The following is a 23,434-nucleotide window of genomic DNA, read 5'->3' on the forward strand; positions in this document are numbered from 1 at the left end:
ACAGTAGGTCGTTTCCCTACGGCACACGCTAAACCAACACCGCACCGGCGTACACAAAGCGTCCGCATTCAGGATTTGAGCAACGAGCCACTCCAGGGGTGATGCGCTCGTGCTCGCCGAGGCTTGTCGTACAGTAGGGGCAATCTTCAGGCAGCGTGCTGCCGTCGCCAGCTACGTCGTGCTCGGCGATTTCGTAACGGTCTCCTTGGACGAGAACCCTCGGCTTGTCGTCTTCAGTGGTGTCCTTGAAACAGAGCGTGCCGTCGCGATCTTTCACCAGCTTAATGTCGAGCTGGTTTCGCACGAGGAGCGCCGTAATCGCGCCGGCGGCAAAACCGCCAATGTGAGCGTACCAGGCGATGCCGCCACCATCGTCCTGCAAAGAGTTATACAACTGCAGGTAGAACCAAGCACCGCCGTAAAGGAAGGCGGGCACGGGGACGACCCAAAACTTGAAGAAGAAAAAGAAAACCGTTTTGATTTTCGCGTCTGCGCCATAGAGCACGGTGTACGCGCCCATGAGTCCAGCAATCGCACCACTGGCCCCGATGAGTGGCATGTCGCTGCCCCATTCCATAGCGGCATGCAGTAGCCCCGCGGCGAGTCCCCACATGATGTAAAAAAGTGCGAGTGTGGCTGTGCCTAGGCCGTTTTCAAGCGAGCAGGAAAACGCCCACAGCACGAGCATGTTGCCGATGATGTGAGAGAAGCCGCCATGTAGGAACATGTGCGTGAACAGTCCATTGAAGTGGCCGCCAGCGAGGTCGGTTGGCACGAGCCCCCAAGTTTCCACAAAGTCCATCGTCGGACGCAGGGTCGTAGGATTCTCGAAAAAGATGCGCATCTGATAGATGAACACTGCCAGATTTGCAAACAGCAAAACGCCCGGAAGAATCGGGAACGATTTGCGATCGATATTGTCGCCGATGGGGATCAGCACGGCAGTAGTCCAGCTTGAGTACGAACAGGCCCACCCCGCGGCATTTTGACGCTTGGGCGCGGCTTTCCTCTGTTGATACTTAGCTTACGAATCGTATGCGTGCAGAACTCTCATCGCCCTGAGTTTATCTCCAAAAGCGCGCAACAACCGTCACGACGGGAGCAATCGCTAGGCAGGCGGCAAACACAGTGAGTCCGGTCGGAGGAGGATGCCGTCGCATCCGGTAGGCCGTGACGAGTAGCCCGAGCGAAATCAAGCCGATCAGTGCCCCGCCGGAGAGCATGATGTCTTTAAACAGGGGCATGCGCTTCGAGTCTGGATACGCCGCCATATACCACGACGCTAGCAGGGTGCAAATCACGCTCACGAGTGTCATGGTGAGCGAAACCATCCAAGCCACGGTAACCGCTACGCTAGCGCGCGTTTCGTCAGCGTCGAGTACCGGCTTCGCGGGTTGCTGCTTTTTCGTGCGTTGTTTTTTTGCCACGTCGGCGCCTTTGCGTTCCTGAAAATCGTTGCGAGCGACAATCACTTGGCCAAAGAACCGGCCGAATCGCCCGTAAACGATTCTGCCGATCATGCTCACTTTTCGTGAGCTAGACTTTTAATGCAGCGCCTTCGGTAAGGTTCGGCGCTCGTGCTCTTCCCTATCTTTTCCTCAATTTTAGCAACGCGACCCCACGCCACCACCGGTATTCGATACTCCCACCGGCAGAGCGAAGGCGGAATGACACGGATTTAGACTGCATGGCCACTGCCGAACCAACTGCTGAAGCCTATGTCGATCCCTTGCGTGATTCGTTTGCCGCCCTGGAAACCCTACAAACAGAGCTGTCTGAGTGGCAGGAGGAGTTGGCCCGGCAAGAAACGCAGCTCTCAGATCAGCGACAGCAATTCGAGCAGCAAGACAAGCAAGATAGCGCCGCCTTGGAAGCTGCGCAGAGCAGAACGACAGCCTTGGAGTCCGACCTGGCTGAACTGCGTGAGGAGGTTGTGCAGCTCGAAGAGGAAAACAGCGAGCAACTCCAGACGCTCGTAGAACTAGAGCAAGAGACTGCCGTGGCTAAGGCGGAGCTTGCCGCAGAGCGCGAACATACTGCTCAGCTTGCCTCTCTCATGGAGGAATTACGCAAACAAGCTACTGAGCGTCAAGCTGCCATGAAAGAGGAATTTGCCAGCCTGCGGGAGTTCATCGAAAGCCAAACCAAGGCTCAGGAACCACCAACCAAAGCGGCGACGTCAGAGGCAGTTGCTAAGGAAGGGCCACTCTCACGGGCGAGCGAATTACGGAAGCGCGCCAACTCGCGAAAAGCTTCCCAACGACGCAAGAAAACCGACTAATCGAATTGACCAAAATAACTTACAACGCAGTACTTACTATGCCACCTCGTCGTATTGAACACGCCGGCCATTTTCAGGCAAGCTCTTTACAGGGCAATTTCTCCGGAACTGCTGCGCCTTCCCTGGCAATCCAAGCGGTTGATCCGGTTGTTCAGCAACTACTTTCGCAGCTCGACAGCGCTGTATTCTCCGCAATTCAGGGCGAAGTGCAAGCCAACAACGATGCGCATGACCTGTGGCCGCAGATCGTGACCGCGCTGCCGTGGCAGATTGTCGAATGCTATCGAGAGCATTACTTACTTTATGCCGTGGAGACTTCACGGCAAATTCAAGACACGAAAGGCTCGCGCCCCGAGTCGACGCTGGCTGCGGTGGAGATCATCTCGCTGCTGACACGAGAATAGCTCGTTGGCCGGAGGCGTTGTAGGTAAAAGGCGGCCCACACCAAAATGTCTAGCGAGCTTAGCGTGAATCCACTACTTGCGCCTCACAGGCCAATTTCCAATGACTACTAGGCATAGCAAGCAACTCGTTGGTTCGGGCACGGTAGTTGAAACCGCAGTCGAAACGACTGTAGACGACACACCATAGCCGTAGTTGCTTTGCCAGGTCGCCAATCCTCTAGCCGTGCCATCGTCGCGTTGCCAGGTGAGAAAGTCGTTGGCGTCGATGTCGCCGTCGATGTCGAAATCTCCAGGTGCCGTCGAGGGAATCAGCAAGTAAGCACGATCGGTGGGAAATGAATTGCCCGTAAATTGGCGCCTGCCAAGCCCAACTATCCAGCCGTCGTCGTTGATGCCCCACGCGACGCGGATCTCGCCCCAATCGCCCAAGTCAGCAACTGCCGGGACCGTTTTGTCGAGAATGTGGTCTTCGAGAATATAGCTGGTGGCATCATCAGCCAAATACACGTATCCGCGCGCACTGCCTGTGCGACCCGAATCGCCATCGCCGACGATGTCGCCGTTTTCGTTGATCGCTTTGGCGGACATGCCATTCCCGGTACCCATCTGGGGAAGAATCTTGACGCTGCCGGAGGAGTCGTAAAGAAATGCTTCTTTGGTCGTGTCAGTCCAACCAACGACCTGGCCCGATTCGTTGAGATCAGCCGCGAAGGAGGGCTCACTGGCATATGCCGTGCTTGCGAGCAAAACGGTTTCCGTGGGCCCGCTGAATAGAGTCGCCTTGGTATCTTCGTTCGATCCCACCACGAGCCCTGCGTTGTTAATGGCTCGGCCTCGGTCGTCTCGTGTTGCCACGGTGAGGTCGCCATCGATGTCGACGATCGGGTTGGACGTACTTACAAAAGCATCTCGATTGTCGCCATTGTTTCTTCCGGAAGTCGCATAGCCGGTGGCGATACCACTCGCGTTGAGGTCGATCGCTTCTGACGTTGGGCGGTTCCCGCTAGGCGTGGCGGCGGGAAGGGTACCCAAGTTCGTAAACGCACCGCTGGTCCCGCCACTGTAGACGAAACCCCGACGATCGCTCGAGTCGCTAAATACAGCCGTCCCGGCGATCTGCCCTGAGTCGTTGATCGCAGCTGAGCGAAATCCGGTGACTTCACGCGGACTGACGGTCCCGACGCCAAATGCGGTCGACGTTCCCGCAGAGTGGTCATAGAAAAAATAGGCTTCTTCAAGCGGACCGTTGGCAAAAGTACCCGCGACGCCAACTGCGTCGCCGCTGGAGTTGATGTCGTAGGCTTGCGAAACGGTATACCCGTCGGGAGTGAGATCCCTGATATCGTAATGGGGCACCGCAGCAGCGAATTGAAAAGTGGTCGCACCAATCAAAACGGCGAACAGTGGCGAGACGTTCCGAGACATTCGACTCTCCCTTTTTGTAAGGTTGAAGAAGATGCGATGAGGAGGTGGCGAAGTACGAACGACTTTGCTTCGGACGGCTTCGCGATGCGCCGAGTATAACTGTTTCAAACAGTCGATGGGTGGCAATTCATGGAATCACGTGAAATGCTGCGAAGCAGCAGGATATGCCCTCTTACTAGCGGCTTTTTGGCCCGAGCCCCATTCAGCTCGAACTCACACTACCCCGCCGGCCATTGCCGACAGTACTCATAGAGCGCCATCGCCGTGGCGGTTGCCGCGTTGTAACTGAACGGCAGCCCCCACACGGGGATTTCTACCACGTCGTCCAGCAGTTTCAGCGCGTCCGGCGTCAGACCGGTGCGTTCGTTGCCGATCACGAGCGCCGTCTTGCGGGGGAATCGATACTCGTGCATGTCGTGTGAGTCGGTTGTTTGCTCGAGGCCTACTAGGCGGTAGTCTTCTGCTTTGAGCGAGCGCAGCACAGGTGGTAGGGTGCGGCGGTTTTCGATTTCTATTTCATCTGCCCCATCGCGGGCGATTCGCTTGTCGAGCTTCGTGTTGCCCGTGGTGATGATGCGAGTCAGGCCGCAGCAGCTGGCGGCGCGGACGATTCTCGACAAATTTACGTTGCTGCGTAGCGGTGCACATACCACGAGCAATTCGCGCGGCTGGCTCAGCATACGCGGCGGTTTGTGGCGTTGGTGTTCGAACATTCGTCGTGATAATGTGGCGGTTAGAAAGCAGAAAGACGGTTGGAGATAAGCGGGGGAACAGGGTAAGCTAATCTCTTCGTATTTGAATAGAACTAGGCACGGATTGCTATGTCCCGCTCCCGCTTGTTTTTCGGCCTCCTAGCCCTCGCGCTAATCCTCTCGCTGGGCTGGGCGTTTAGTGGCAATCAGATGCCGCCGGCAGACTTTACGTTTGTCAACAATTCGGAAATCAAGGGCGTCGATCCGGCCAAGGTGAATGGATCTCCTGAGGGTAACATCGTGCGGGCGCTCTTCGAGGGGCTCACCCGCTGGCATCCGGAGACACTCGAGCCGATCCCAGGCATTGCAGAGCGTTGGGAGATTTCCGACGACGGCCTCGTCTACACGTTTCACTTGCGCGAAGATGCCAAGTGGTCTGACGGATCGCTGGTGACGGCAGGCGACATGGTCTATTCGCTGCGCCGGTTCTTGGGGCCCCGCACCATCGCGGAATATGCCTACCTCGGGTGGTGCATCAAGAACGCCCGTCGCTATAGCTTGGCTAGTAGCAGTCTTAAGGTGGGCGACCTTGTTGAAGTTGAAGCGAATCTGCCGGTCGATGCGATCAACACGTTGCGGGGGGAGCTCGTCCACGGGAAACTCGTCGAGATCGAAGAGCTAGGCAATGACGAGAAAGCATTCGTCGTGGAGCACGATGGGAAACAAACTCGCTACTTGGCGGCGGACGATGCTGATGCGATCAAGCAGGAGCCCCCCGCGGACAGCCGATGGTGCCGACAAGTGCTGCTGGACTTTCGCGAAGTCGGCATTGAGGAAATCGATTCCCGTACGTTGCGCATTACCTTGGAATCTCCGACGGCTTATTTCTTGAAGCTCGTTGGCTACTATCCGTTTGCGCCCGTACAGCAGCGATGCGTCGAGAAATATGGTTCGCCCGGTTGGACGAAGCAGGAGAACATTGTCAGCAATGGAGCCTTCACCCTGGGATTCCGACGGATTCGCGATCGTATTCGCCTGATCAAGAGCGACACGTATTGGAATCGCGAGAATGTGCGACTCAACATCGTCGATGCTTTGGCTATCGAAGCTCGCACCACCGCGGTGAATCTCTATATGACGGACGAAGTGGACTGGATCATCTCGGTTCCCACTCCGTCGCTTAAGGTCATGCTGAAGGCGGACCCACCTCGCAATGACTTAAAGCCGGCTCCCTTCTTAGGCGTGTATTACTATATGCTCAACACGACACGCAAACCGTTGGACGACTTGCGGGTCCGCCGTGCGCTATCGCTGGCCTTGGATCGGGAGGAAATTACTTCAATACTGCTAGCAGCCGGAGAAGTGCCCGCGTTGAGCTTGGTTCCACCGGGGATTACGGGCTATCAGGCTCAAGAAACCGAAGTGCACGATACTCAGGCTAAGAATGTTGCTCGTGCGCAAGAGCTACTTGCTGAAGCCGGTTTTCCTAAGGGCCAAGGCTTCCCACGGCTAGACATTCTCTACAACACCGATGAGGCCCACCAGAGTATTGCGGAGCTGATCCGCAAACAATGGCAGCGGGAACTTGGGATAAGCATCAAGACCCGCAGTGAAGAGTGGGCCGCTTGCCAGTCAAGCCAACAGCAAATGCGTTACAACGTTGCACGCCGGGCTTGGATTGGTGACTACACCGACCCCAACACCTTTTTGGATATGTTCGTCACTGGCGGAGATCAGAACAACACCGGCTGGGGAAACCCCGACTACGACCGCCTGATTCGGGAAGCCGCTCTGGAAACAGACCCCCAGAAACGAATGCGTCTTTTTGAGGAAGCTGAAAGACTATTAATGGAGGAGTTGCCCATCGTGCCCATTTACTTCTATGTGTCCAAGAATATGGTCAAGCCGTACGTGCGGGGATTTTACAACAACCTGCAGGACGTTCATCCGTTGTCGAATATCTGGATTGATCGCGAGAGCAAGAGCAACGAGTTCACGAATCCTGGAATTGGGAAGCCAGCAAATAATAAGCTTGAACTAGCTAAGGAGCAGCCATGATTGCCATGTCGCTCCGTCGACTGGGTTGGATGGTACTCACCTTGTGGGTTGTATTCACCATCTCTTTCTTTCTGATGCGTGCCGTGCCCAATGGGCCGTTGAGTAGCGAACGCAATCTCTCGCCGGAGATTGAGAGATTGATGGCCAAGCGGTTTAATTTGGACAAGACACCGTTCGAGCAGTACCGCATGGAGCTGGGGAATATCCTCAGCGGAGACCTCGGGCATAGCTTTCGATTGAATGACTTCACCGTCGCAGAAGTCATCGAGCAAGGATTGCCAATCTCGCTGAGTCTCGGTTCCTTGGCTTTGGCTTTTGCATTGACTTTGGGGCTCATCGCGGGCGTTACCTCGGCGGTCTTTCGAGGGACGCGCTGGGATACCGGCTTCATGCTGTTGGCCACCACGGGAATTGCGCTCCCAAATTTCGTAATCGCGGGAATCTGTATTCTGGTCTTCGTCTTCTTTTTCTCATGGTTTCCGGCAGCCGGTTGGGGAAGCTGGCAACATATGGTTCTGCCTGCTTTTTGCTTGGGGCTCCCCTATGCCGCCTCGATTTCTCGAATCTCTAGAACCAGCATGCTGGACGTGCTTTCGGAAGACTATATACGCACAGCCCGCGCGAAGGGTGTTGGGCCAACGCGTGTTGTCATGGTTCATGCATTGCGAAGTGCGTTGCTTCCAGTCGTATCCTACTTAGGACCAGCCGTCGCGGGGATCCTCACCGGATCGCTAGTGATTGAACGCGTGTTTGCGATACCCGGTCTGGGGACTCACTTTGTCGAAGCAGCCATTCAGGGTGACTACACCTTGGCGATGGGGATGGTGCTACTTTACACAGTACTGCTCTACAGCATGAACTGGCTTGTTGATCTGTCTTACGCCTTTTTAAACCCCCGCATTTCGGCCCACAGCTAGTTTTCCACGGTTAGTTTTCTTTCAGGATCAGTCTTTCAATGGAACCCAATCAGGCCGGTAATTCGCTGGGTAAGGACGCGTGGCGCAAGCTACGTCGCAACCGTGCCGCCATGGGCTCGTTAGTTTGGCTCGTCGTGATCGGCCTGCTGGCTGCTGTTACCCCACTCTTGCCGTTGCAGGCACCCGATACGGTTCAGATGGCGGTTCAATATACCGAGCCAACCCTATCGCCAGTTTGGTTGCATACGTTTAATCTCGACACCAACGCCATCGCTGAAACGCCGGCACTGGTTGAGCAATATCAAGAAGAGCTGGTCACGCTCCAAGGGATCGCTAGGGAAAAGGAACAAGAACTCGACCAGGCGGCCCGTCAGTTGCCAGGTGACACTAGCGTAGAAGAAAGGGCGGAGTCGCTCGCCCCCTACCAAGTCCCTTTCGACGAAGCCTACGAGCTGGCCCGGCGTAAACATGCCCAGATCGAAGACACGATCCAGGCTCCCTACCGCAAGCTGGGCTTCGCACCCTTGAATGGCATTAGTCGGCAGTTCGTGAAGTGGCGATACGCTATCTTCGGCAACCGCAGTTTGAATTCCATTTGCGGACGCGATGTCCTAGGACGCGATCTGCTCTCGCGCGTCTTTTGGGGCGCGAGAGTTTCGCTGGTGGTTGGCCTAGTGGCAACGTTTGTCTCGCTAGTGATCGGCGTGACTTATGGCGCAGTCGCGGGATACTTCGGAGGCTGGATTGACGATGCGATGATGCGATTTGTGGATGTGCTGTACTCCGTCCCGTTTATCTTCGTGGTGATCTTTATCATTACCATTCTCGGCGAAGAGAGCGTCGCTCGGGAGTTGGCCTACTGGGGAATCGGGCGAATCACGATCTTTTTTGTCGTCGTCGGGGCAATTTATTGGCTCACCATGTCGCGCGTGGTGCGTGGCCAGGTCATCAGCCTCAAGAACGAACCCTTCATCGAGGCGGCCCGCTCCTTGGGTGCCGGGCACGCCCGGATTATCTTTCGACATATCTTGCCGAATGTGTTCAGCGTGGTGTTGGTCTACCTCACGCTCACGATCCCCAAAGTGATGCTCTTCGAGGCGTTCCTTTCCTTCCTCGGTCTGGGCGTCGAACCGCCGAACGTCTCCTGGGGCCTCCTGGCCAACGAGGGAATCAAGGTGATGTCGCCCGTGAAGATCTATTGGTGGTTGATCTTGTTTCCGAGTCTGGCACTGGGGAGCACACTCTTGGCGCTGAACCTGCTGGGCGACGGGTTGCGCGATGCGCTCGATCCGAAGCTGCGTAAGGAATAGCGCTACAGAACGAGGACGACTAGTCCCCTGACACAAGCCGTGGGGTTTGCAGTAGGAAGAATGCCCGAGCGGGTAGCACCGACACTTTCTATCTGCCAGCGATGTCACCTTCTCACACGGACTGCTGGGATAAGTGTCGGTGTGCGGAGCACTGGAGGATTGCCGGTTCTGCAAATCGAATGCCTCTTGTCCTCAACACCGACACTCGGCCTATCATGCGAGCAAGCAAAAAATATCTTCTTGAGGCCGGAGTGTCGGTGCTAACCGAGCACTCTACCAAGGTTGGCACCTACGTCCCAGGTTTCTTAAGCAGTTCCAGCGCCGCAGCGGTGAACGCCTTCACCCCTGTTTTAATCGTCAACTCCGGATCGGGATAGAACTTCGACGAGTGCAACGAGGGGGGCGGCGTGCCGGACTCCTTGTATTGGTTGAGACGTTCTTGGCTGACTGCTCCCAGGCTCATCATGAGAATCGGCACGCCCGCTTTACCGTATCGACCGAAGTCTTCGCCGCCCATTGAGGGCTCTGCATCGTGCAAGTTGTCGGCGCCTAGCACGCGAGTGATCGCGGGTAGCACGCGCTCGCCCAAGTCGGGGTCGTTCCACAGAGCCGGAGTGCCTTCGCTCACCTCAATCTCGGGCTCCGGAGCATCTGCGCTGGCGGCGGTCGCGAGGGTTTTTCTCTTGATTGCTTCGATCAACTGCTTGCGTGTCGCTGGGGCGTAGCTGCGAACGGTCAGTTGCAGTTCGCACTTGTCACCGATTACGTTGTGCTTAGTGCCGCCCTTGATCGAGCCGACGGTTATGACTGCCGGTTCGATCGGTTTCACCTCGCGACTTACGATCGTTTGCAAGTCGAGCACCAGTCGAGCGGCCATCACCACGGGATCGATCGTGGCGTGGGGGTACGCGCCGTGCCCGCCGCGACCGCGGAGCGTGATATCAACGCTGTCCACATTCGCCAGCGCGTAGCCAGTGCGGCAAGCGAGCGTACCGGCCGGCCTGTCGGCCGACACGTGTAAGGCGAGGGCAAAGTCGGGACGCGGGAACTTCACCAGTAGGCCGTCAGCGAGCATCGCCTTCGCGCCGGCGCCCAATTCCTCAGCCGGTTGGAAGATCGCCACGAGGGTGCCTTGCCAAGCGTCGCGATGCGCGACTAGGTAACGCAGCGTGCCAATGAGGTTGGTCATGTGCATGTCGTGCCCACACGCGTGCATCACGCCGACCGTAGCGCCGCGTTTGTCCTTGGTGCGGACCTGAGACGCGTAAGGCAACTTGGTCTCTTCGACGACGGGTAGAGCATCCATGTCGGCTCGCAATAGCAACGTCGGGCCTGCGCCGTTCTTCAACACACCGACAACGCCGTGCCCGCCGACTTCCGGAGTCGTCTGGAAACCGAGACGCTTCAGTTCGGCCGCCATTTTCTTTGCGGTCTCAGCTTCCTGCAGCGAGAGTTCAGGCGACTGGTGCAGCTCTTTGTAAAGCTGGGTAAGCTGCGCCGACTCACTTTCCAGCCACGCTGCCGGGGACTCAGCCCTGGAGAGGACGCTCGAAAAACACATAAGTCCCAGCGCAGTAACAACCTGCGAAAAGTGCCGAGCGATTGGCATGAGTTTCTTGGGAAAATTCGCTGCCAAAGACTTTGCAGACCCGAATCGGAAGATTACATTCTTGGCATACATAGAAGCTCGTTCTAGTTCATTTGGTCGCCCGTAAATCTATCGATTGCGAGCGGCCTTTTTTGTGGACGGTCAGTGTTTGTTCTTGAGTGCAACAAGCTGCGGCACGATCGCCCGAATGGCCCGGCCGCGATGGCTTAGCAGGGACTTGAGATGCGGGCCCAGTTGGCCGAAGGTGCGGTGGAACTCTAATACTTCAAAGAGGGGGTCGTAGCCGAAGCCATTCGATCCTGAGGGCTCGGTGCGAATGCGCCCGCAGCAATGGTCGAAGCTCTCTGCACGAACCTCTCCCGAAGGATCCGCAACGGCTACGTGACAGAAGTATCTCGCGGCACGTTTCGCCGCCGAAAGGTCTGCGAGCTCTTTCAAGAGCTGCGCATTGTTTTCTAGATCGGTAGCCTCGGGCCCGGCAAATCGAGCGGAGTAGATTCCCGGTCGCCCATCAAGCGATTTCACTTCCAAACCGCTATCGTCGGCCAGCACCCAACAGCCCAGGTGCTGGGCCTGTTCCGTGGCTTTCTTGCGAGCGTTTTCGGCGAAACTGTCGCCATCTTCGACAACGTCGATGGCGTTGTCATAATCTGCCAGTGTGCGGATCTCAAATCCATAAGGACCTAAGAGCTGGACAAGTTCTTTGCCCTTGGCAATATTCGTCGTGCCTAGGGTCAGCAGAAAAGAAGTCTCGCCCATCGAGGGTATCTCGCTCAAGTGAAGTATCGTGCAAGCAATCAGCTTACCACTTCAATAGGGAGACTGCCCAGTACTCGTAGGGTCCGCTGTGCGTACCAATGTTTGATTTACCAGCTGTGCGATGGGTACTGTCGAGGGGAGCGAGGCGTACCCACCCACGATTTAGGGTTCTGGTGCGCACAGAGGCCGTGAATTTTTCTCAACCGGGCCTGAGGTCCTAGTGCTCGGGGGTTCTTTCTTGAAAGGTTGGTTGTGTCGTTGTTAAACACCCCTGTTTGCTAAAGTTGCTTGGGATGCTGACGACCCGATGGCGTTGGCATCCTTGCCTGATCATCACAAGCTTACCCGGTCGCTTGCCGCCGTAAATCAAGTGTTCTCTGGAAGTTGTGCGCTAGTGCCTGCCATAAACAGATCGCTCTGGCTTTCAGCAACCCTCGAACCGGGAACTGACCCAGCCCCCGATTCCGACAGCCGGCGTTGGGGAACTCAGCAGTCGCACTGCGCTGCTGATAGATCTCTTTCGCTGTGGAAGTGCCCATCCGGGCACGCCACCGCTTGACCTCTTCGCTATCGCCTTTCACCGGAGCAAACGGGTCGATCCCCTTGGACTCCTTACGTGTTTGCTCCATGATCGGCAGGTACGTTGTGATACCCGCCTGCTCAAGGGCAGTAATGTCGTCCAGCTTCACGAAGCCCCCATCGGCCAGGTACTGCTCGGGAGCCTGCTGGTAGCGCCGCTCAAGTTGATCAATCAAGGGCTTCATCTGACCACCGTCAGTCCCCGCATTGACCACATCCACACCAGCAATCACCAGCGTATCGGTCGTCGTCGCAAACTGTACGTTATAGGCCGGACGAAAGCCCCCATCGGCCATCTTCATCTTGCGTGCTTCGGGGTCGGTGGTCGAAGCGCGTGCTTCGCTACCAGAACCCTTCTTACGACGCTCCATTTTCGGAACGAGCGTTTCACGCTCTTCTAAAGCCGCTTCAATACGCTCCTGCCGCTCACGAGCCGCACGCACCCGTGCTGCCTGTTCACGACGGTTCTCAACCCCGACATCTTCTTCGCTCTCCCTCTGAAGTGTTTCCAGATGTTGCTCCGCCTGGGCGAGGCATTCATCGAGGGTGGGCTTCCTGCGGAAGGAACTCGAACTGGCCGATGCGCGAACACGCATCCCGTCTTGGGCCAGGCTGTTGAGTTCAATGAGTCCCTGGTGCAGCAGCGTGGCCACGCTTTGAGTGAGCAGGTCGTCGAGAAACTCATGGTGTTGGGTGCGAAAGTCGCTCAGCGTATGGTAATTCACGCTCACTTCGCCACAGATCCACAGGTAAGCCAAGTGTTCTTGGCAGAGCTTAGCGAGTCGACGAGCGGAGGTGACTCCCTCGACGGTGGCGAAGAGCCACAACGAGAGGAGAATCTTTGGATCGATCGGATTGCGACCAGCATTCCCATCCACCGCCTTAATCTTCTGATACAAGAGCGTCAGGTCGAGTCCTTCCACGTAGGCCCAAATCAGTCGCGCTGCGTGATCTTCAGCAAGCAAGTGATCGAGTGCGAGCGGGCGAAACTCGATCTGTCGTCGCTCAGCACGCTGAAAACGGGCCGTGCCGGTCTGTGTGGTACGTTCCATCAAGAACCTCCATCGCAAAGCATGTTAGAATCAAAGCAGTCACCGATTCTAAATTCTTAGCTGCCGAGTAGGTAGCTGAATAATTCACAAGCTCACAGCGGACCCTACGGCTACCGTCGAGCGTACGCCGAGCTAATCCCTGCCCGCTTGGGCACTTCAACCGGTTGCGGCTGGATGTCGAACGGCAGACCGATGAAACGCTTTGGGTGGAAGCCGTTAGCGACTTGGCCATTGGAAAACTGGCGAGCAAACTGTTGTTTCACACGTTGTTCCTTGACGATGTCTTCGTGGGCTGGCCGATTGAACAGGTTATTCGGCGTGGCAGCTCCAAAGGTATCGACAATGGTTTTCGCATCTGGCGTAGCAGGTGCGAGGCGGCCGTCTGCCGTGCGGTGCATCTTGTCAAAGGAACCGACGGTCACATAACTTTCGTAGCGATCATGAAACTCGTAGGCCTCCCAGCCACGACTCCGCAAGGCGATCGTGAGCTTCTGCGCCTTTTCTGCACCAGTGACGAGTGGATCGTCTTCGGACGCCTTACGGGTTTTCTTGGTATCGACTTTGTCGACGTCTTCCAGCGACGTACGCCCGCGGAACGTCGCGACTTTGATCGAATACTGTCCAGGGCAATCCAGCAACGAGTGCTTCACACCTTCATTCCACCTAGCCACACTTTCATCGACTCCCTTGGGAACGAAGTACTCTTTGGGTAGCAACAAGTTGCGAACCAAGAAGGCATGTCCCATCGGTCCCTTGGTCGTGGGTTTCGCCTGCGTCATATGCAGGTTCTCAGCCAGTTTTTGGCGAAAGTCGCCTAGGCTTTGATGCGATGTGTCGGTGCCGTCGCCGGAGAGTGTCTTGGGCCGGAGTGTTTTTATCCGAGCGAGCAACTCCTGGGCATCTGGATCGTTGATCGATGTGAACTCGCCAACAAGCACTGCGTGCTCAATAACCGCGTCGCCACGATTGTAACGACGGCGGATCGGCGCTCCGTAGTGATCCAATCCTCGACCCGGGTCGTCTTCTTGTTTGAATGTCTTGCCGTAGTAGAAAGCTGGCAGGTTGTAGTTGCTGCGCAGTTCCAACACCAAGTCGTGCGCTTGTTGTTCGCCTTCTGGACCGCTGAAGGAACTTGCCAAGATGAGCCAGGGGCCATTCTGTTGTTTTAGGGCGTAGTCTCCATCTGTCGCTGCTGCGACACGCTTCTGCGGGAGCAACTGCTTCCACAGCGGAGCGGCCTCAGCTTTAGGTGTGCTGAGGCTTAAGCAACAGAAACTGGCCAGCAAGAGAGCAGTGGATAGGGATCGGTTCTGCATAGCGAGGTCCTTGGCGATCTCGTCACAACTTTGGTGAAGAGGAATCATGCGGTGAAGAAATTCAGCTTTTCGGCGGGAAAAATAGCAAAGTGCCCCTGGCTTCACCAGCCCGATCGCTCGCTCCCAGTGCCGCTCGAGGGCTTTTTTCGGAGTCTTTTTCCGCAAGAACGCCCCGAAACAGGCGAACATACTCGCGGACAGGTCAGTATAATTCCCTGAGCAAACCCGCTATAGCTATCGGGGCTCCGCCAGCTTCGGCACGCCACGACGAACTCAAGCTTTACAAGGACAAACCATGCCCAAATCACTGACAGCACTACTAGCATCGCTGACTGTTTCCCTATGTCTCGCTCCCGTCTGCTCGTCGGCTAAGGAGGGGAACTCCGCAGTGGCAGACAAAGCTGATGCCGCCAAATCGGCGGACGAGAAACCTGAGAAGCAGCCCACGAAGATCCGCTTGGCCCACATCGCCATCAAGGGCGAACTGCCCGAGTCACCAGGGCAGATGTCGCTGTTCGGCGATTTGGGCGTCGATCTTCGCAAGACGATCGCCCGCATCGATAAGGCGGCCGAGGATGCGAAGATTGATGGCATCATCCTGGAGATTCACAACGGCGTCGGTCGTGGCAAGCTAAACGAGTTGCGCTCCGCCATCAAACGCGCAAAAGTGAGCGGCAAGAAAGTTTATGCTCATCTCGAAACGGCTATCTCGACACAGTACCAACTGGCAGCCGCCTGCGACGAGATTGTGATGCCCAGTTCGGGGATGGTGTTTGTGCCCGGTGTTCGTGGCGATTTTACTTTCTACAAGGACATGCTTGCGAAGCTAGGCGTCGAGGCAGATATGATTTATGTGGGTGAGTACAAAGGCGCTGCAGAATCGCTGATGCGTGACAGCCTCAGCGAACCGGTTCGTGAGAACTTGAGCGCCATGATTGATGACCTGTTTGACCAACTCGTGGCGGGTATCGCGGCGGATCGTCAAATGACTGTCGAAGCGGCCCGCGAGGCCATCGACCGTGGACTTCTCACGGCCGAGGATGCCAAGGAAGCCGGGCTGGTGGACCGATTGGAATATGCGGACGAGTTCCGCGATCGGCTGAAAGGGCAGTACAAAGCCGACAAGCTTGTCTATGTCATGAACTACGCGAAGAAAAAGGTCGACACCGATTTCTCAGGCCCGATGGGCATGATGAAGCTCTTCCAAGCCATGCTGGGGGGCGATAGCAAGCGTACCGCTTCGGGCCCGAAGATTGCCATCGTCTACGCGGTCGGCCCAATCATGTCCGGCAAGAGTGAGAACAGCCCCTTCGGCGGACAGTCGATGGGCTCGGACACCATCGTCAAGGCGCTCAATGAAGCTGCCGCCGATGAGAACGTCAAAGCGATTGTACTTCGCGTGAATAGCCCCGGCGGATCGGCCCTGGCGAGCGACCTCATGTGGCGAGCGACGCAGGCTACCGATAAGCCGATCATTGCCAGCATGGGCGATGTGGCTGCCAGCGGTGGCTACTACATTTCGATGGGTTGCGATCGCATTTTCGCCGAGCCGGGCACCGTGACTGGTTCCATTGGCGTCGTCGGTGGCAAAATTGCCATGGGCGGGCTGTACGAAAAGATCGGCATGGATACCGAATCAATCAGCCGCGGCAAGAACAGCGGTATCTTCTCAGCTACGGAGAAGTTTACCGAAAGCGAACGCGCGGCTATTGAATCAATGATGCAACGCACCTACGAGCAATTCACCACCAAGGCTGCCGAGGGGCGAGGCATGGAAATCGAAGCACTCGAGGAGCTTGCCAAGGGGCAAGTGTACACCGGCCGCGACGCGAAGCGTATCGGGTTGGTCGATGAACTGGGCACGCTCAAGGATGCTGTGCAGGCGGCACGCACCATGGCTGGCCTAGGTGCCGACGACGATGTGCAAATGAAGATCCTACCCGAACCTGAGAACCCGTTCGACGCGCTTTTCGGCATGGATTCCGATGCTCAGAAAGAGGTGAGCCTCGAAATGCGATTGCTCGCCGAACTCTTCGGCAACACGCGTGGGCTCAAAAGCCACCTTCGACAAGTCCTGCAACTGCAACGCGTTTTCCAAGAACCTGTCGCTACGATGATGCCGTTCACGTTGGAGATTCAATAGTCTTTGGGAATTGAGCAGTGCCGCTTGCGGCTTAGCCGTCCCCCTGTTTCCGACTTGACCTACTCCCCGCCACCAATCCGCTCTTTACCAACCCACTTCTGCAGCACTTCGGGAACGATGATCGAGCCGTCGGCCTGCTGGCAGTTTTCCAGTATTGCGATGATTGCACGACTGATCGCCACCGCGGTGCCGTTGAGCGTGTGGACGAACTTGGTGCCCTTCTCGCCCTTCGTTCTATAGCGAACGTTCAAACGGCGGGCTTGGTAGTCGAGGCAATTGCTGGTGCTGGTGACTTCGCCGTACTCACCGCCATCGCCCCGGCCAGGCATCCAGGCTTCGAGATCGAACTTGCGATACGCGGGACCGCCAAGGTCTTTGCTGGCTATGTCGAGCACTTTGTAGGGAATACCGAGACCGTCGAAGAACTGGCACTCCAGCTCGCATAGATAGTTGTGCATGTCCTCGCTCTGCTCAGGCAGCGTGAACGCGAACATTTCGACCTTGGTGAATTGATGCACGCGATAGAGCCCACGCGAGGCTCTCCCTGCGGCACCGGCTTCTGTACGGAAGCAATGGCTGATACCACACAGTTTGATGGGTAGTTGTTCTTCGTCGATCACCTGGTCCGCATACAGCCCGCCGAGCGTAATCTCCGCAGTTGCCACCAAGTTCAGGTCGTTGTTCTCCACACTGTAGATTTGCGTTTCCGGGCCGCGGGGAATAAAGCCCACGCCAGCTACGATGTCCCCACGCGCGAGGTCGGGCGTGATCGTAGGAATAAACCCTTCGGCGACCAACATCTCGATGGCGTACTGCTGGAGAGCTAATTCCAGCAAGGCACCTTCGTTACGTAGGAAATAGAAGCCATTTCCCGCGACGCGTGCCCCGCCCTCTAAGTCGATCAAGTCGTGCTGTACGCCCAAATCAACATGATCTTGAACGGGGAACCCTAATGGGCGCACCTGAGTCGCACCGTGGCGCAGCTCGCGAGAGGCATCCTCGTCGCCAATGGGCGTTTCCTTATGCGTCATGTTCGGCATGCTGCGATAGATGGCCCCTGCCTCGGCTGAAATGCGATCTAATTCCGCCTGCTTCGCATCCTTCGATTCTCGCAGCTCACGCCCTTCATTTTTGCGTTGCTCGCGCTCGGCATCGTCCTTGGCTTTGCCGATGGATTTGCTCACCACATTCGCTTGCCGGGAAAGTTCTTCAATTTCTTGCTGAAGCTCGCGGCAATTGGTTTCTAGCTCTGCGAAGCGGGCAACGTTTGCCTTCGCGCCACGATTGTCGCAGTTCTTCTGGACGAGCTCGACATTGTCGAGAATGAATTTCTTATCAAGCATGGGTTCGCTATGTCGATTGGGTTAGCTTGTAAAACGAGCCGAGATGCGTAAGCAGTCGGGTAATGAGTTGCGATTAAGCCGTCGTGGGATTTACCTGTGCGAGTCGATCCCACAGAGCCACGCTCGCACGGGTGCCGCGATGGTAGTCTTCTAGCGAGAATTTCTCGTTCGGGCTATGCAGATTGTCGTCGTTTTGGCCCCAGCCCAGTAACAGTACATCTGCTTGGAGTTGCTGGGCGAAAGAATTCACGATGGGAATAGAGCCCCCTTCGCGAATCATTACGGGCCGTGTGCCGAAGCCCAGCTCAATCGCTTCAGCAGCTGCTTGCAAGTAGGGGCTTTCTAGCGGCATGAGCACTCCAGGCGCGTTATGGTAGACGGTAAGGTCCATCGTGATTCCTGCCGGTAGCAGCTCTTCCAGCCGCTGACGCAACCCTTCAGTTATTTTCTTCGGGTCCTGATTCGGAACGAGCCGGAAGCTGATCTTCGCTGACGCCTTGGCCGGCAAGACAGTTTTCTCTCCCTTGCCTTGATAGCCGCTCGTGAGTCCGTGCACGTCGAACGACGGGCGTGCCCAGCGACGTTCGATGGTCGAGTAGCCTTCTTCGCCAGCCAGATCCTTGACATTCAGTTGTGCTTTAAACTTCGCCTCGTCAAACGGCAGGCCGGCGAACTCTTTACGCTCTTCCGCTGAAAGCTCAACCACGTCGTCGTACATGCCGGGCACTTGGATGCGTCCCTTCTCGTCGACTAGCCCGGCGAGCATTTTGGAAAGTTCAATGGCCGGGTTGGCAACTGCTCCGCCGAACACGCCTGAGTGCAAGTCCTGGCTGGGACCGGTCAGGTGAATTTCGTAGTACGCGATGCCCCGCAGGCCGTAGGTGATTGCCGGTACGCCGGGGGCGAACTGGCTGGTGTCACTGATCACGACACAATCGCAGGCCAACTTTTCGCGGTTCTCTGTTAGGAATGTTTCCAGGTGCTCGCTACCAACCTCCTCTTCCCCTTCGATGAGCAACTTCACTTGCAGCGGTAGCTCTTTGCAAGCTGTCAGCCATGCGGCCACGCTATTCACATGAGTGAGCATTTGCCCTTTGTCGTCGGTCGCACCGCGGGCGAATACTTTGCCGTCTCGGATGTTCGGCTCAAAGGGGGGCGTGGTCCACTCGTCCAACGGATCGGGTGGTTGGACGTCGTAATGCCCATACACGAGCGCGACCGGCTTGCCCGGCACTGGGGGCGACTCGGCGTAAACGATCGGGTGGCCAGCGGTTTCGATGATTTTGACCGCTAAGCCGAGTTTTTCGAATCTGTCCGTAATCCACTGCGATGCCTGCTTGATGTCGCCCTTATGGGCGGGATCGGCACTGACGCTCGGAATGCGCAGCAGCTCGCATAAGTCGTCAACAGACTGCTCACGCTGTTGGTCAGCACATTCGAGTGCTTGTTTCAAAGTATCGGTTACGGTGTTGGGCATGGGCAGGGGAGTCGCTCGCGGCTAAGCATCTGGCTGTTGTGATGTATAGGCCCGGGGTGGGGATTTTCTAGTAAGGTTTCCCCAATCCGGGACGTGCCAATATAATGCCGGGCAGCAGTTCACACTACGGGTGGCTCGTGTCGTGATTCGCTCCGCCGAATCATGCCCGTTGTGTGCCAACGCCTAGAGTTGCGGTTTTCAAGCTTCAATAACCCAAGAAACACGATTTGCGGAGCAAATCACGACTGACCCGACGCGGAGCGATTCGCGACAATCCTCTTCACCCCAGGAATGCAAGCATTGTGGCTTATTTTAACCCCATAGATCCGGACAACGAGTCAACCGACGAGGGCGTAGCTGTGGTCGTTCCGCAAAAAGAGCGGGCCAAGGAGAAGCAGCGCCGCCGTCAGCCCAAGTACAACGTCTTGCTGTGGGACAGCGACGATCACACATTCACCTACGTGGAAGCTCTGCTGCGCGAGCTCTTTGGCCACCAGAGGGAGCAATGTGTCGAAATCGCCAAGCTGGTCGACAAAGATGGCAAAGCCGTGGTTCTCACGACCACTCTGGAACACGCGGAGCTGAAACGCGACCAGATTCACGCCTATGGAAAGGACGAGGAGCGGGGTACAGTAGGGTCGATGTGGAGCACTATCGAGGCTGTCGAATGAAATTACGTACGCACACGCTCGGTTGCAAAGTCAACCAGTACGAGACCGAATACATCCGCGAAGGCCTGCATTCGATTGGCTACGGGGATGCTGCTGGCGAGGAGCCCGCTGACCTTTGCATCGTCAATACCTGCACAGTCACCAGCGAGGGGGACTCCAAGAGCCGGCAGATCATTCGGCGCATGGCGCGGGACAATCCGGCATCAAAGATTGTCGTCATGGGTTGCTATGCCACGCGAGCACCTGAAGAAGTGGCCGCGCTGCCCAACGTGACTGAAGTGCTTACCGACAAACGCGAACTTCCCGACTTGCTGGGACGCTTTGGCGTGACCGACGTGCCGACCGGTATCTCCGGCTTTGGTCGCCGCCAACGTGCGTATGTGAAAGTACAGGATGGGTGCATGTTACGCTGCAGCTTTTGCATCATCCCTCACGTGCGGCCTGAGCTCACCAGTCGACCAAAGCAGCACGTTCTGGATGAAGTTCGCCGGCTTGTGGACAGCGGCTATCGCGAAGTCGTACTCACTGGAATCCATCTTGGGCACTACGGCGTGGATTGGAATCGTAACGTACCCAAAGAACAGTGGACGCGACTCTCAAATCTAGTGCGCGACATCGCCGCGCTGCCGGGCGATTTCCGGATTCGGTTGTCTAGCATCGAGGCCACAGAAGTGACCCGTGAATTGATCACCGTCATGCAGGAACATCCCAAGAAGGTTTGCCCGCACCTACACATTTCCATGCAAAGTGGCAGCGATAGCGTACTGCGCAGGATGCGCCGTCGTTGGGGCAGCCAGCGGTTTATAGATCGTTGCGGTATGCTGCGCGATGCGCTCGATCGACCGGCCATCACGACGGACATCATCGTCGGCTTCCCCGGCGAAACGGATGCGGAATTCGCTGAGACCTGCGAAACGGCCCGCGCAGCCGGGTTCTCCAAGATTCACATCTTCCCCTTCAGCGCGCGTCGCGGTACGCCTGCTGCGGACTTGCCCGATCAGTTGCCCAAAAAACTCAAGCAAGCACGCGGGAGAGAGTTGGTTTCGGTCGAAACCGAGCTTCGAGACGAGTACTATCGCTCGCTTGTCGGCATGCCATTGCGCGTGTTGTTGGAAGCTCAGGACGAAAAGGGTGGGAAGCTCACGGGAACTTCTTGCCGCTATGCGACGATAGAAGTTGAGAGCGAAGGGGCAAACATTGGCGACTTTGTTGAGGTGATTGCAGGCGGCAATGAAAATGGAACGATCACGGCGAGCAAGCTCGTCGGCTAACGAACGTGATAGAGTATCGTTAGCCGACGAGCTTGCTCGCCGCGGAGTTAGAAGTTCTCTGTAACGCACGACCATCTCTGAGGATTGAACCCTGCTTTGATTGGGTTCTCCCGCACGTATTGGATCGCTCGGTGAACGTCTACTTCACGATCAAGAAACACCTGCCAGCTCTGCCGTGCCCAGCAGGATGGCAATGGACCTCCAGGTTTTTGAAATCGCTTGAAGGGATGCGCCCATTCTTCGACCAGTTGAACAGTTGCCTCCCGCTTCAAGTGTCCAAGAATCAGGCTAGGCCGGCGCTCTTGCGCAGCAACAGCTACGTGAACATGATCAGGCATGATCGAGCAGGCAAGAATTTGATAACCCGACTTCTTCACCGCTTCACTGAATCCCCTACCAACGGCTCGAGCTTGACGACCATCAAACTGGACCTGTGGATAACGCAAAACCCGTTTTGCGGCCACTCGTTCACCCCTGCGATGAGGGCGGCTTGCGACTGAGTGCGTTTCTCGAATCTTGGTTCCCGTGCCGGCTCGTTCGTATAGTTCCCATTTGGCGACCCAGCTCGACCAGGAACCGCGTGGGTCGTTGGGTAGCCAGAAGCCGTAGGTCGTGAAGATGCCGTGGAAGGCGAGCATGGTGAGAAAGTTAGGTGCGGGTTTGGCGGGGCGGACCTCACGGCGAGCAAGCTCGTCGGCTAACGAAACCGAGTATAGCTGGGTATGTGTACATACGTCAACCAATTGTCTCTGCCGCCACATCACACAACTCTTGAGCTTCCTCTGCCGTCGGCGCTTCGGCAATGGCTCGCACGATGGGCTCCGTGTTACTCGCCCGCACGAGTAGCCACTTATTCGACCAATCGAGTCGTAGGCCGTCCATGCGATCGGGATTTGCTTCTTTGAAATGTTTCTCCAGATTGTCGAGTGCAGCGGGGACTTGCTCAGCAGGAAGGCTGATCTTCGACTTGTGGATCGCGTATTGCGGTAGTTCATCGGCAAGCGCGCTGATGGGTAAGTCGCGGCCAGCCATGGCGTCTAGCAGTAGGGCCATACCCACGAAGCTATCGCGCACCAGCACAACGCGTGGATCGATCACGCCGCCATTGCCCTCGCCACCCAGGACGGCGTTGTTTTCAAGCATGACATCTACTACGTTTGCTTCACCTACTTTCGAACGGAAGAAAGGCACGCCATATTTTTCCGCTAGGTCCTCGCTCATACGGCTCGAAGAACAATTGGTCACAATTGGTCCCGGATTGCGTTTCAGTTCGTGGTCGACGCACATGGCGAGGGTAAGCTCTTCACCCAAGTAGCGACCCGTCTCGTCGAGCACCGCTAGACGGTCTGCATCTGGGTCTTGGCAAAAACCGATGACCGCACTGTGTTGCATCATCGCTTGTGGCAAGGTGGAAAGATTTTCTGCCGTGGGTTCTGGTGGATGGCTGAAGTGGCCATCAGGTGTACCTCCAAGAACGGCGACCTCGCAGCCGAGATGTTCAAGCAATACTTGGCCCAGCACGCTGCCTGCGCCATGATTCGCATCCAGCAACACGCTAAACTTCCGAGAGCGAATCTTCTGGACATTGCAAATCGCATTGATCAAATCCACGTGCGCGGAAGTCGAATCGCCAATCGAATTAATTTTGCCTAACTTTTCCCAAGCTTGCCACTCGCATGCGGTTTCGTTGTCCCGATATCGATCCAGCACCGCTTGCCCTTCGCTCGCAGGAATAACCCGTCCCGCAGCGTTGAACAGCTTCAATCCGTTATATTCAGACGGATTGTGACTCGCGGAAATCTGCACGCCGCCCACGGCTTTCAACGAGCGAACAAGTACCCCTGTGGTGGGTGTAGCAGCTACGCCGCCGTTTAGCACGTCGCAGCCGGCAGCTGAGAGCGCCCCGCGGACAAGCTCCGCTACCATCGGCCCGGTGGTGCGACCGTCGCGTGTGACGACGACTGGGCCCTTGGGAAGCGATGTTGCAAACGCATTCACATAACGTGTTACGATGCCGGGCGTGAGCGACTCACCCACGATGCCCCGCAGGCCGGAAACGCTGATAATGGGTTCTGATTTGCTCATGCTGAAGTCTCTCGATAGGAAAGTACGCTCAAAAACTGCCGC

At 56.6% G+C, this 23,434-nt stretch carries 20 protein-coding genes; 8 read left to right on the top strand and 12 right to left on the bottom strand.

The genetic code is table 11. The features are described 5' to 3' along the window. Positions 1–28: 28 nt before the first annotated feature. The gene (locus tag HG15A2_RS05470) at positions 29–940 is read right to left on the bottom strand and encodes a rhomboid family intramembrane serine protease (RefSeq protein ID WP_145058600.1); all 912 of its coding nucleotides are present in this window, start codon (positions 938–940) and stop codon (positions 29–31) included. A gap of 124 nt (positions 941–1,064) precedes the next feature. Continuing rightward, positions 1,065–1,520, bottom strand: a complete 456-nt coding sequence (locus HG15A2_RS05475; RefSeq protein WP_145058602.1) for a hypothetical protein — start codon at positions 1,518–1,520, stop codon at positions 1,065–1,067. 167 nt (positions 1,521–1,687) lie between these two features. Between HG15A2_RS05475 and HG15A2_RS05480 the strand changes: the two genes are divergently transcribed. Together HG15A2_RS05480 and HG15A2_RS05485 are read left to right on the top strand one after the other, a co-directional pair. Then, the gene (locus HG15A2_RS05480; RefSeq protein WP_145058604.1) at positions 1,688–2,281 is read left to right on the top strand and encodes a hypothetical protein; all 594 of its coding nucleotides are present in this window, start codon (positions 1,688–1,690) and stop codon (positions 2,279–2,281) included. A 38-nt stretch (positions 2,282–2,319) separates the two neighbouring features. Beyond that, entirely contained in the window at positions 2,320–2,685 is a 366-nt protein-coding gene (locus HG15A2_RS05485; protein WP_145058606.1) for a hypothetical protein, read from the top strand. A 72-nt stretch (positions 2,686–2,757) separates the two neighbouring features. On the opposite strand, the gene HG15A2_RS05490 is transcribed toward HG15A2_RS05485, so the two are convergent. Together HG15A2_RS05490 and HG15A2_RS05495 are read right to left on the bottom strand one after the other, a co-directional pair. Next, on the bottom strand, positions 2,758–4,110 hold the full coding sequence (locus tag HG15A2_RS05490; RefSeq protein ID WP_145058608.1) for a DUF3466 family protein: 1,353 nt from the start codon (positions 4,108–4,110) through the stop codon (positions 2,758–2,760). Between the two features lie 218 nt (positions 4,111–4,328). Beyond that, positions 4,329–4,823, bottom strand: a complete 495-nt coding sequence (locus tag HG15A2_RS05495; RefSeq protein ID WP_145058610.1) for a TrmH family RNA methyltransferase — start codon at positions 4,821–4,823, stop codon at positions 4,329–4,331. A gap of 108 nt (positions 4,824–4,931) precedes the next feature. Here HG15A2_RS05495 and HG15A2_RS05500 point away from each other — a divergent pair, with 108 nt between their 5' ends. From HG15A2_RS05500 to HG15A2_RS05510, 3 genes are read left to right on the top strand one after another with little or no spacing between them, the layout of a single operon-like run. After that, complete coding sequence (locus tag HG15A2_RS05500; RefSeq protein ID WP_145058612.1) at positions 4,932–6,860, top strand: peptide ABC transporter substrate-binding protein; 1,929 nt, start codon at positions 4,932–4,934, stop codon at positions 6,858–6,860. Then, entirely contained in the window at positions 6,857–7,777 is a 921-nt protein-coding gene (locus HG15A2_RS05505) for an ABC transporter permease (RefSeq protein ID WP_145058614.1), read from the top strand. Before HG15A2_RS05500 ends, HG15A2_RS05505 begins: the two co-directional genes overlap by 4 nt. Before the next feature lie 38 nt (positions 7,778–7,815). Then, positions 7,816–9,087, top strand: a complete 1,272-nt coding sequence (locus HG15A2_RS05510; protein ID WP_145058616.1) for an ABC transporter permease — start codon at positions 7,816–7,818, stop codon at positions 9,085–9,087. 289 nt (positions 9,088–9,376) lie between these two features. On the opposite strand, the gene HG15A2_RS05515 is transcribed toward HG15A2_RS05510, so the two are convergent. The 4 genes from HG15A2_RS05515 to HG15A2_RS05530 all read right to left on the bottom strand — a co-directional run bounded on the left by HG15A2_RS05515 (position 9,377) and on the right by HG15A2_RS05530 (position 14,402). Beyond that, positions 9,377–10,696 carry an amidohydrolase gene (locus HG15A2_RS05515; RefSeq protein ID WP_145058618.1) on the bottom strand — a complete coding sequence of 440 codons (1,320 nt, stop codon included), beginning with the start codon at positions 10,694–10,696 and terminating at the stop codon, positions 9,377–9,379. A gap of 141 nt (positions 10,697–10,837) precedes the next feature. Continuing rightward, positions 10,838–11,455, bottom strand: coding sequence for a non-canonical purine NTP pyrophosphatase (locus HG15A2_RS05520; protein WP_145058620.1), 618 nt, complete (start codon positions 11,453–11,455; stop codon positions 10,838–10,840). A gap of 341 nt (positions 11,456–11,796) precedes the next feature. Then, positions 11,797–13,086 carry an IS1182 family transposase gene (locus tag HG15A2_RS05525; protein ID WP_145056780.1) on the bottom strand — a complete coding sequence of 430 codons (1,290 nt, stop codon included), beginning with the start codon at positions 13,084–13,086 and terminating at the stop codon, positions 11,797–11,799. Between the two features lie 110 nt (positions 13,087–13,196). Beyond that, positions 13,197–14,402 carry a hypothetical protein gene (locus tag HG15A2_RS05530; RefSeq protein WP_145058622.1) on the bottom strand — a complete coding sequence of 402 codons (1,206 nt, stop codon included), beginning with the start codon at positions 14,400–14,402 and terminating at the stop codon, positions 13,197–13,199. A gap of 295 nt (positions 14,403–14,697) precedes the next feature. Between HG15A2_RS05530 and sppA the strand changes: the two genes are divergently transcribed. Beyond that, entirely contained in the window at positions 14,698–16,545 is a 1,848-nt protein-coding gene (gene sppA, locus HG15A2_RS05535; RefSeq protein ID WP_145058624.1) for a signal peptide peptidase SppA, read from the top strand. A gap of 59 nt (positions 16,546–16,604) precedes the next feature. On the opposite strand, the gene serS is transcribed toward sppA, so the two are convergent. Next, positions 16,605–17,888: a serine--tRNA ligase gene (gene serS / locus HG15A2_RS05540; protein WP_145058626.1), complete on the bottom strand. Its 1,284-nt coding sequence runs from the start codon at positions 17,886–17,888 to the stop codon at positions 16,605–16,607. Positions 17,889–17,961: 73 nt separating this feature from the next. After that, positions 17,962–19,365: a dipeptidase gene (locus HG15A2_RS05545; protein ID WP_145058628.1), complete on the bottom strand. Its 1,404-nt coding sequence runs from the start codon at positions 19,363–19,365 to the stop codon at positions 17,962–17,964. Positions 19,366–19,667: 302 nt separating this feature from the next. Between HG15A2_RS05545 and HG15A2_RS05550 the strand changes: the two genes are divergently transcribed. Beyond that, on the top strand, positions 19,668–20,036 hold the full coding sequence (locus HG15A2_RS05550) for an ATP-dependent Clp protease adaptor ClpS (protein ID WP_246117891.1): 369 nt from the start codon (positions 19,668–19,670) through the stop codon (positions 20,034–20,036). Further along, on the top strand, positions 20,033–21,307 hold the full coding sequence (mtaB, locus tag HG15A2_RS05555) for a tRNA (N(6)-L-threonylcarbamoyladenosine(37)-C(2))-methylthiotransferase MtaB (protein ID WP_145058630.1): 1,275 nt from the start codon (positions 20,033–20,035) through the stop codon (positions 21,305–21,307). The genes HG15A2_RS05550 and mtaB overlap by 4 nt, the downstream gene beginning before the upstream one ends. Positions 21,308–21,354: 47 nt before the next feature. Here the strand turns inward: mtaB and HG15A2_RS05560 are convergent, their stop codons facing one another. Together HG15A2_RS05560 and glmM are read right to left on the bottom strand one after the other, a co-directional pair. Next, positions 21,355–21,945, bottom strand: coding sequence for a transposase (locus HG15A2_RS05560; protein ID WP_218932342.1), 591 nt, complete (start codon positions 21,943–21,945; stop codon positions 21,355–21,357). A 97-nt stretch (positions 21,946–22,042) separates the two neighbouring features. After that, positions 22,043–23,392, bottom strand: a complete 1,350-nt coding sequence (glmM, locus tag HG15A2_RS05565; protein WP_145058634.1) for a phosphoglucosamine mutase — start codon at positions 23,390–23,392, stop codon at positions 22,043–22,045. Positions 23,393–23,434: the final 42 nt, after the last annotated feature.

This window comes from Adhaeretor mobilis (assembly GCF_007741515.1).
GTDB lineage: Bacteria > Planctomycetota > Planctomycetia > Pirellulales > Lacipirellulaceae > Adhaeretor > Adhaeretor mobilis.

Coding starts and splice junctions, on each gene's coding strand:
- HG15A2_RS05505 (WP_145058614.1), top strand. CDS start 6,857: ATGATTGCCATGTCGCTCCGTCGACTGGGTTGGATGGTACTCACCTTG.
- HG15A2_RS05525 (WP_145056780.1), bottom strand. CDS start 13,086: ATGGAACGTACCACACAGACCGGCACGGCCCGTTTTCAGCGTGCTGAG.
- HG15A2_RS05530 (WP_145058622.1), bottom strand. CDS start 14,402: ATGCAGAACCGATCCCTATCCACTGCTCTCTTGCTGGCCAGTTTCTGT.
- HG15A2_RS05545 (WP_145058628.1), bottom strand. CDS start 19,365: ATGCCCAACACCGTAACCGATACTTTGAAACAAGCACTCGAATGTGCT.
- HG15A2_RS05500 (WP_145058612.1), top strand. CDS start 4,932: ATGTCCCGCTCCCGCTTGTTTTTCGGCCTCCTAGCCCTCGCGCTAATC.
- HG15A2_RS05480 (WP_145058604.1), top strand. CDS start 1,688: ATGGCCACTGCCGAACCAACTGCTGAAGCCTATGTCGATCCCTTGCGT.
- HG15A2_RS05560 (WP_218932342.1), bottom strand. CDS start 21,945: ATGCTCGCCTTCCACGGCATCTTCACGACCTACGGCTTCTGGCTACCC.
- serS (WP_145058626.1), bottom strand. CDS start 17,888: ATGCTTGATAAGAAATTCATTCTCGACAATGTCGAGCTCGTCCAGAAG.
- mtaB (WP_145058630.1), top strand. CDS start 20,033: ATGAAATTACGTACGCACACGCTCGGTTGCAAAGTCAACCAGTACGAG.
- HG15A2_RS05495 (WP_145058610.1), bottom strand. CDS start 4,823: ATGTTCGAACACCAACGCCACAAACCGCCGCGTATGCTGAGCCAGCCG.
- HG15A2_RS05475 (WP_145058602.1), bottom strand. CDS start 1,520: ATGATCGGCAGAATCGTTTACGGGCGATTCGGCCGGTTCTTTGGCCAA.
- HG15A2_RS05520 (WP_145058620.1), bottom strand. CDS start 11,455: ATGGGCGAGACTTCTTTTCTGCTGACCCTAGGCACGACGAATATTGCC.
- HG15A2_RS05485 (WP_145058606.1), top strand. CDS start 2,320: ATGCCACCTCGTCGTATTGAACACGCCGGCCATTTTCAGGCAAGCTCT.
- glmM (WP_145058634.1), bottom strand. CDS start 23,392: ATGAGCAAATCAGAACCCATTATCAGCGTTTCCGGCCTGCGGGGCATC.
- HG15A2_RS05515 (WP_145058618.1), bottom strand. CDS start 10,696: ATGCCAATCGCTCGGCACTTTTCGCAGGTTGTTACTGCGCTGGGACTT.
- HG15A2_RS05510 (WP_145058616.1), top strand. CDS start 7,816: ATGGAACCCAATCAGGCCGGTAATTCGCTGGGTAAGGACGCGTGGCGC.
- sppA (WP_145058624.1), top strand. CDS start 14,698: ATGCCCAAATCACTGACAGCACTACTAGCATCGCTGACTGTTTCCCTA.
- HG15A2_RS05490 (WP_145058608.1), bottom strand. CDS start 4,110: ATGTCTCGGAACGTCTCGCCACTGTTCGCCGTTTTGATTGGTGCGACC.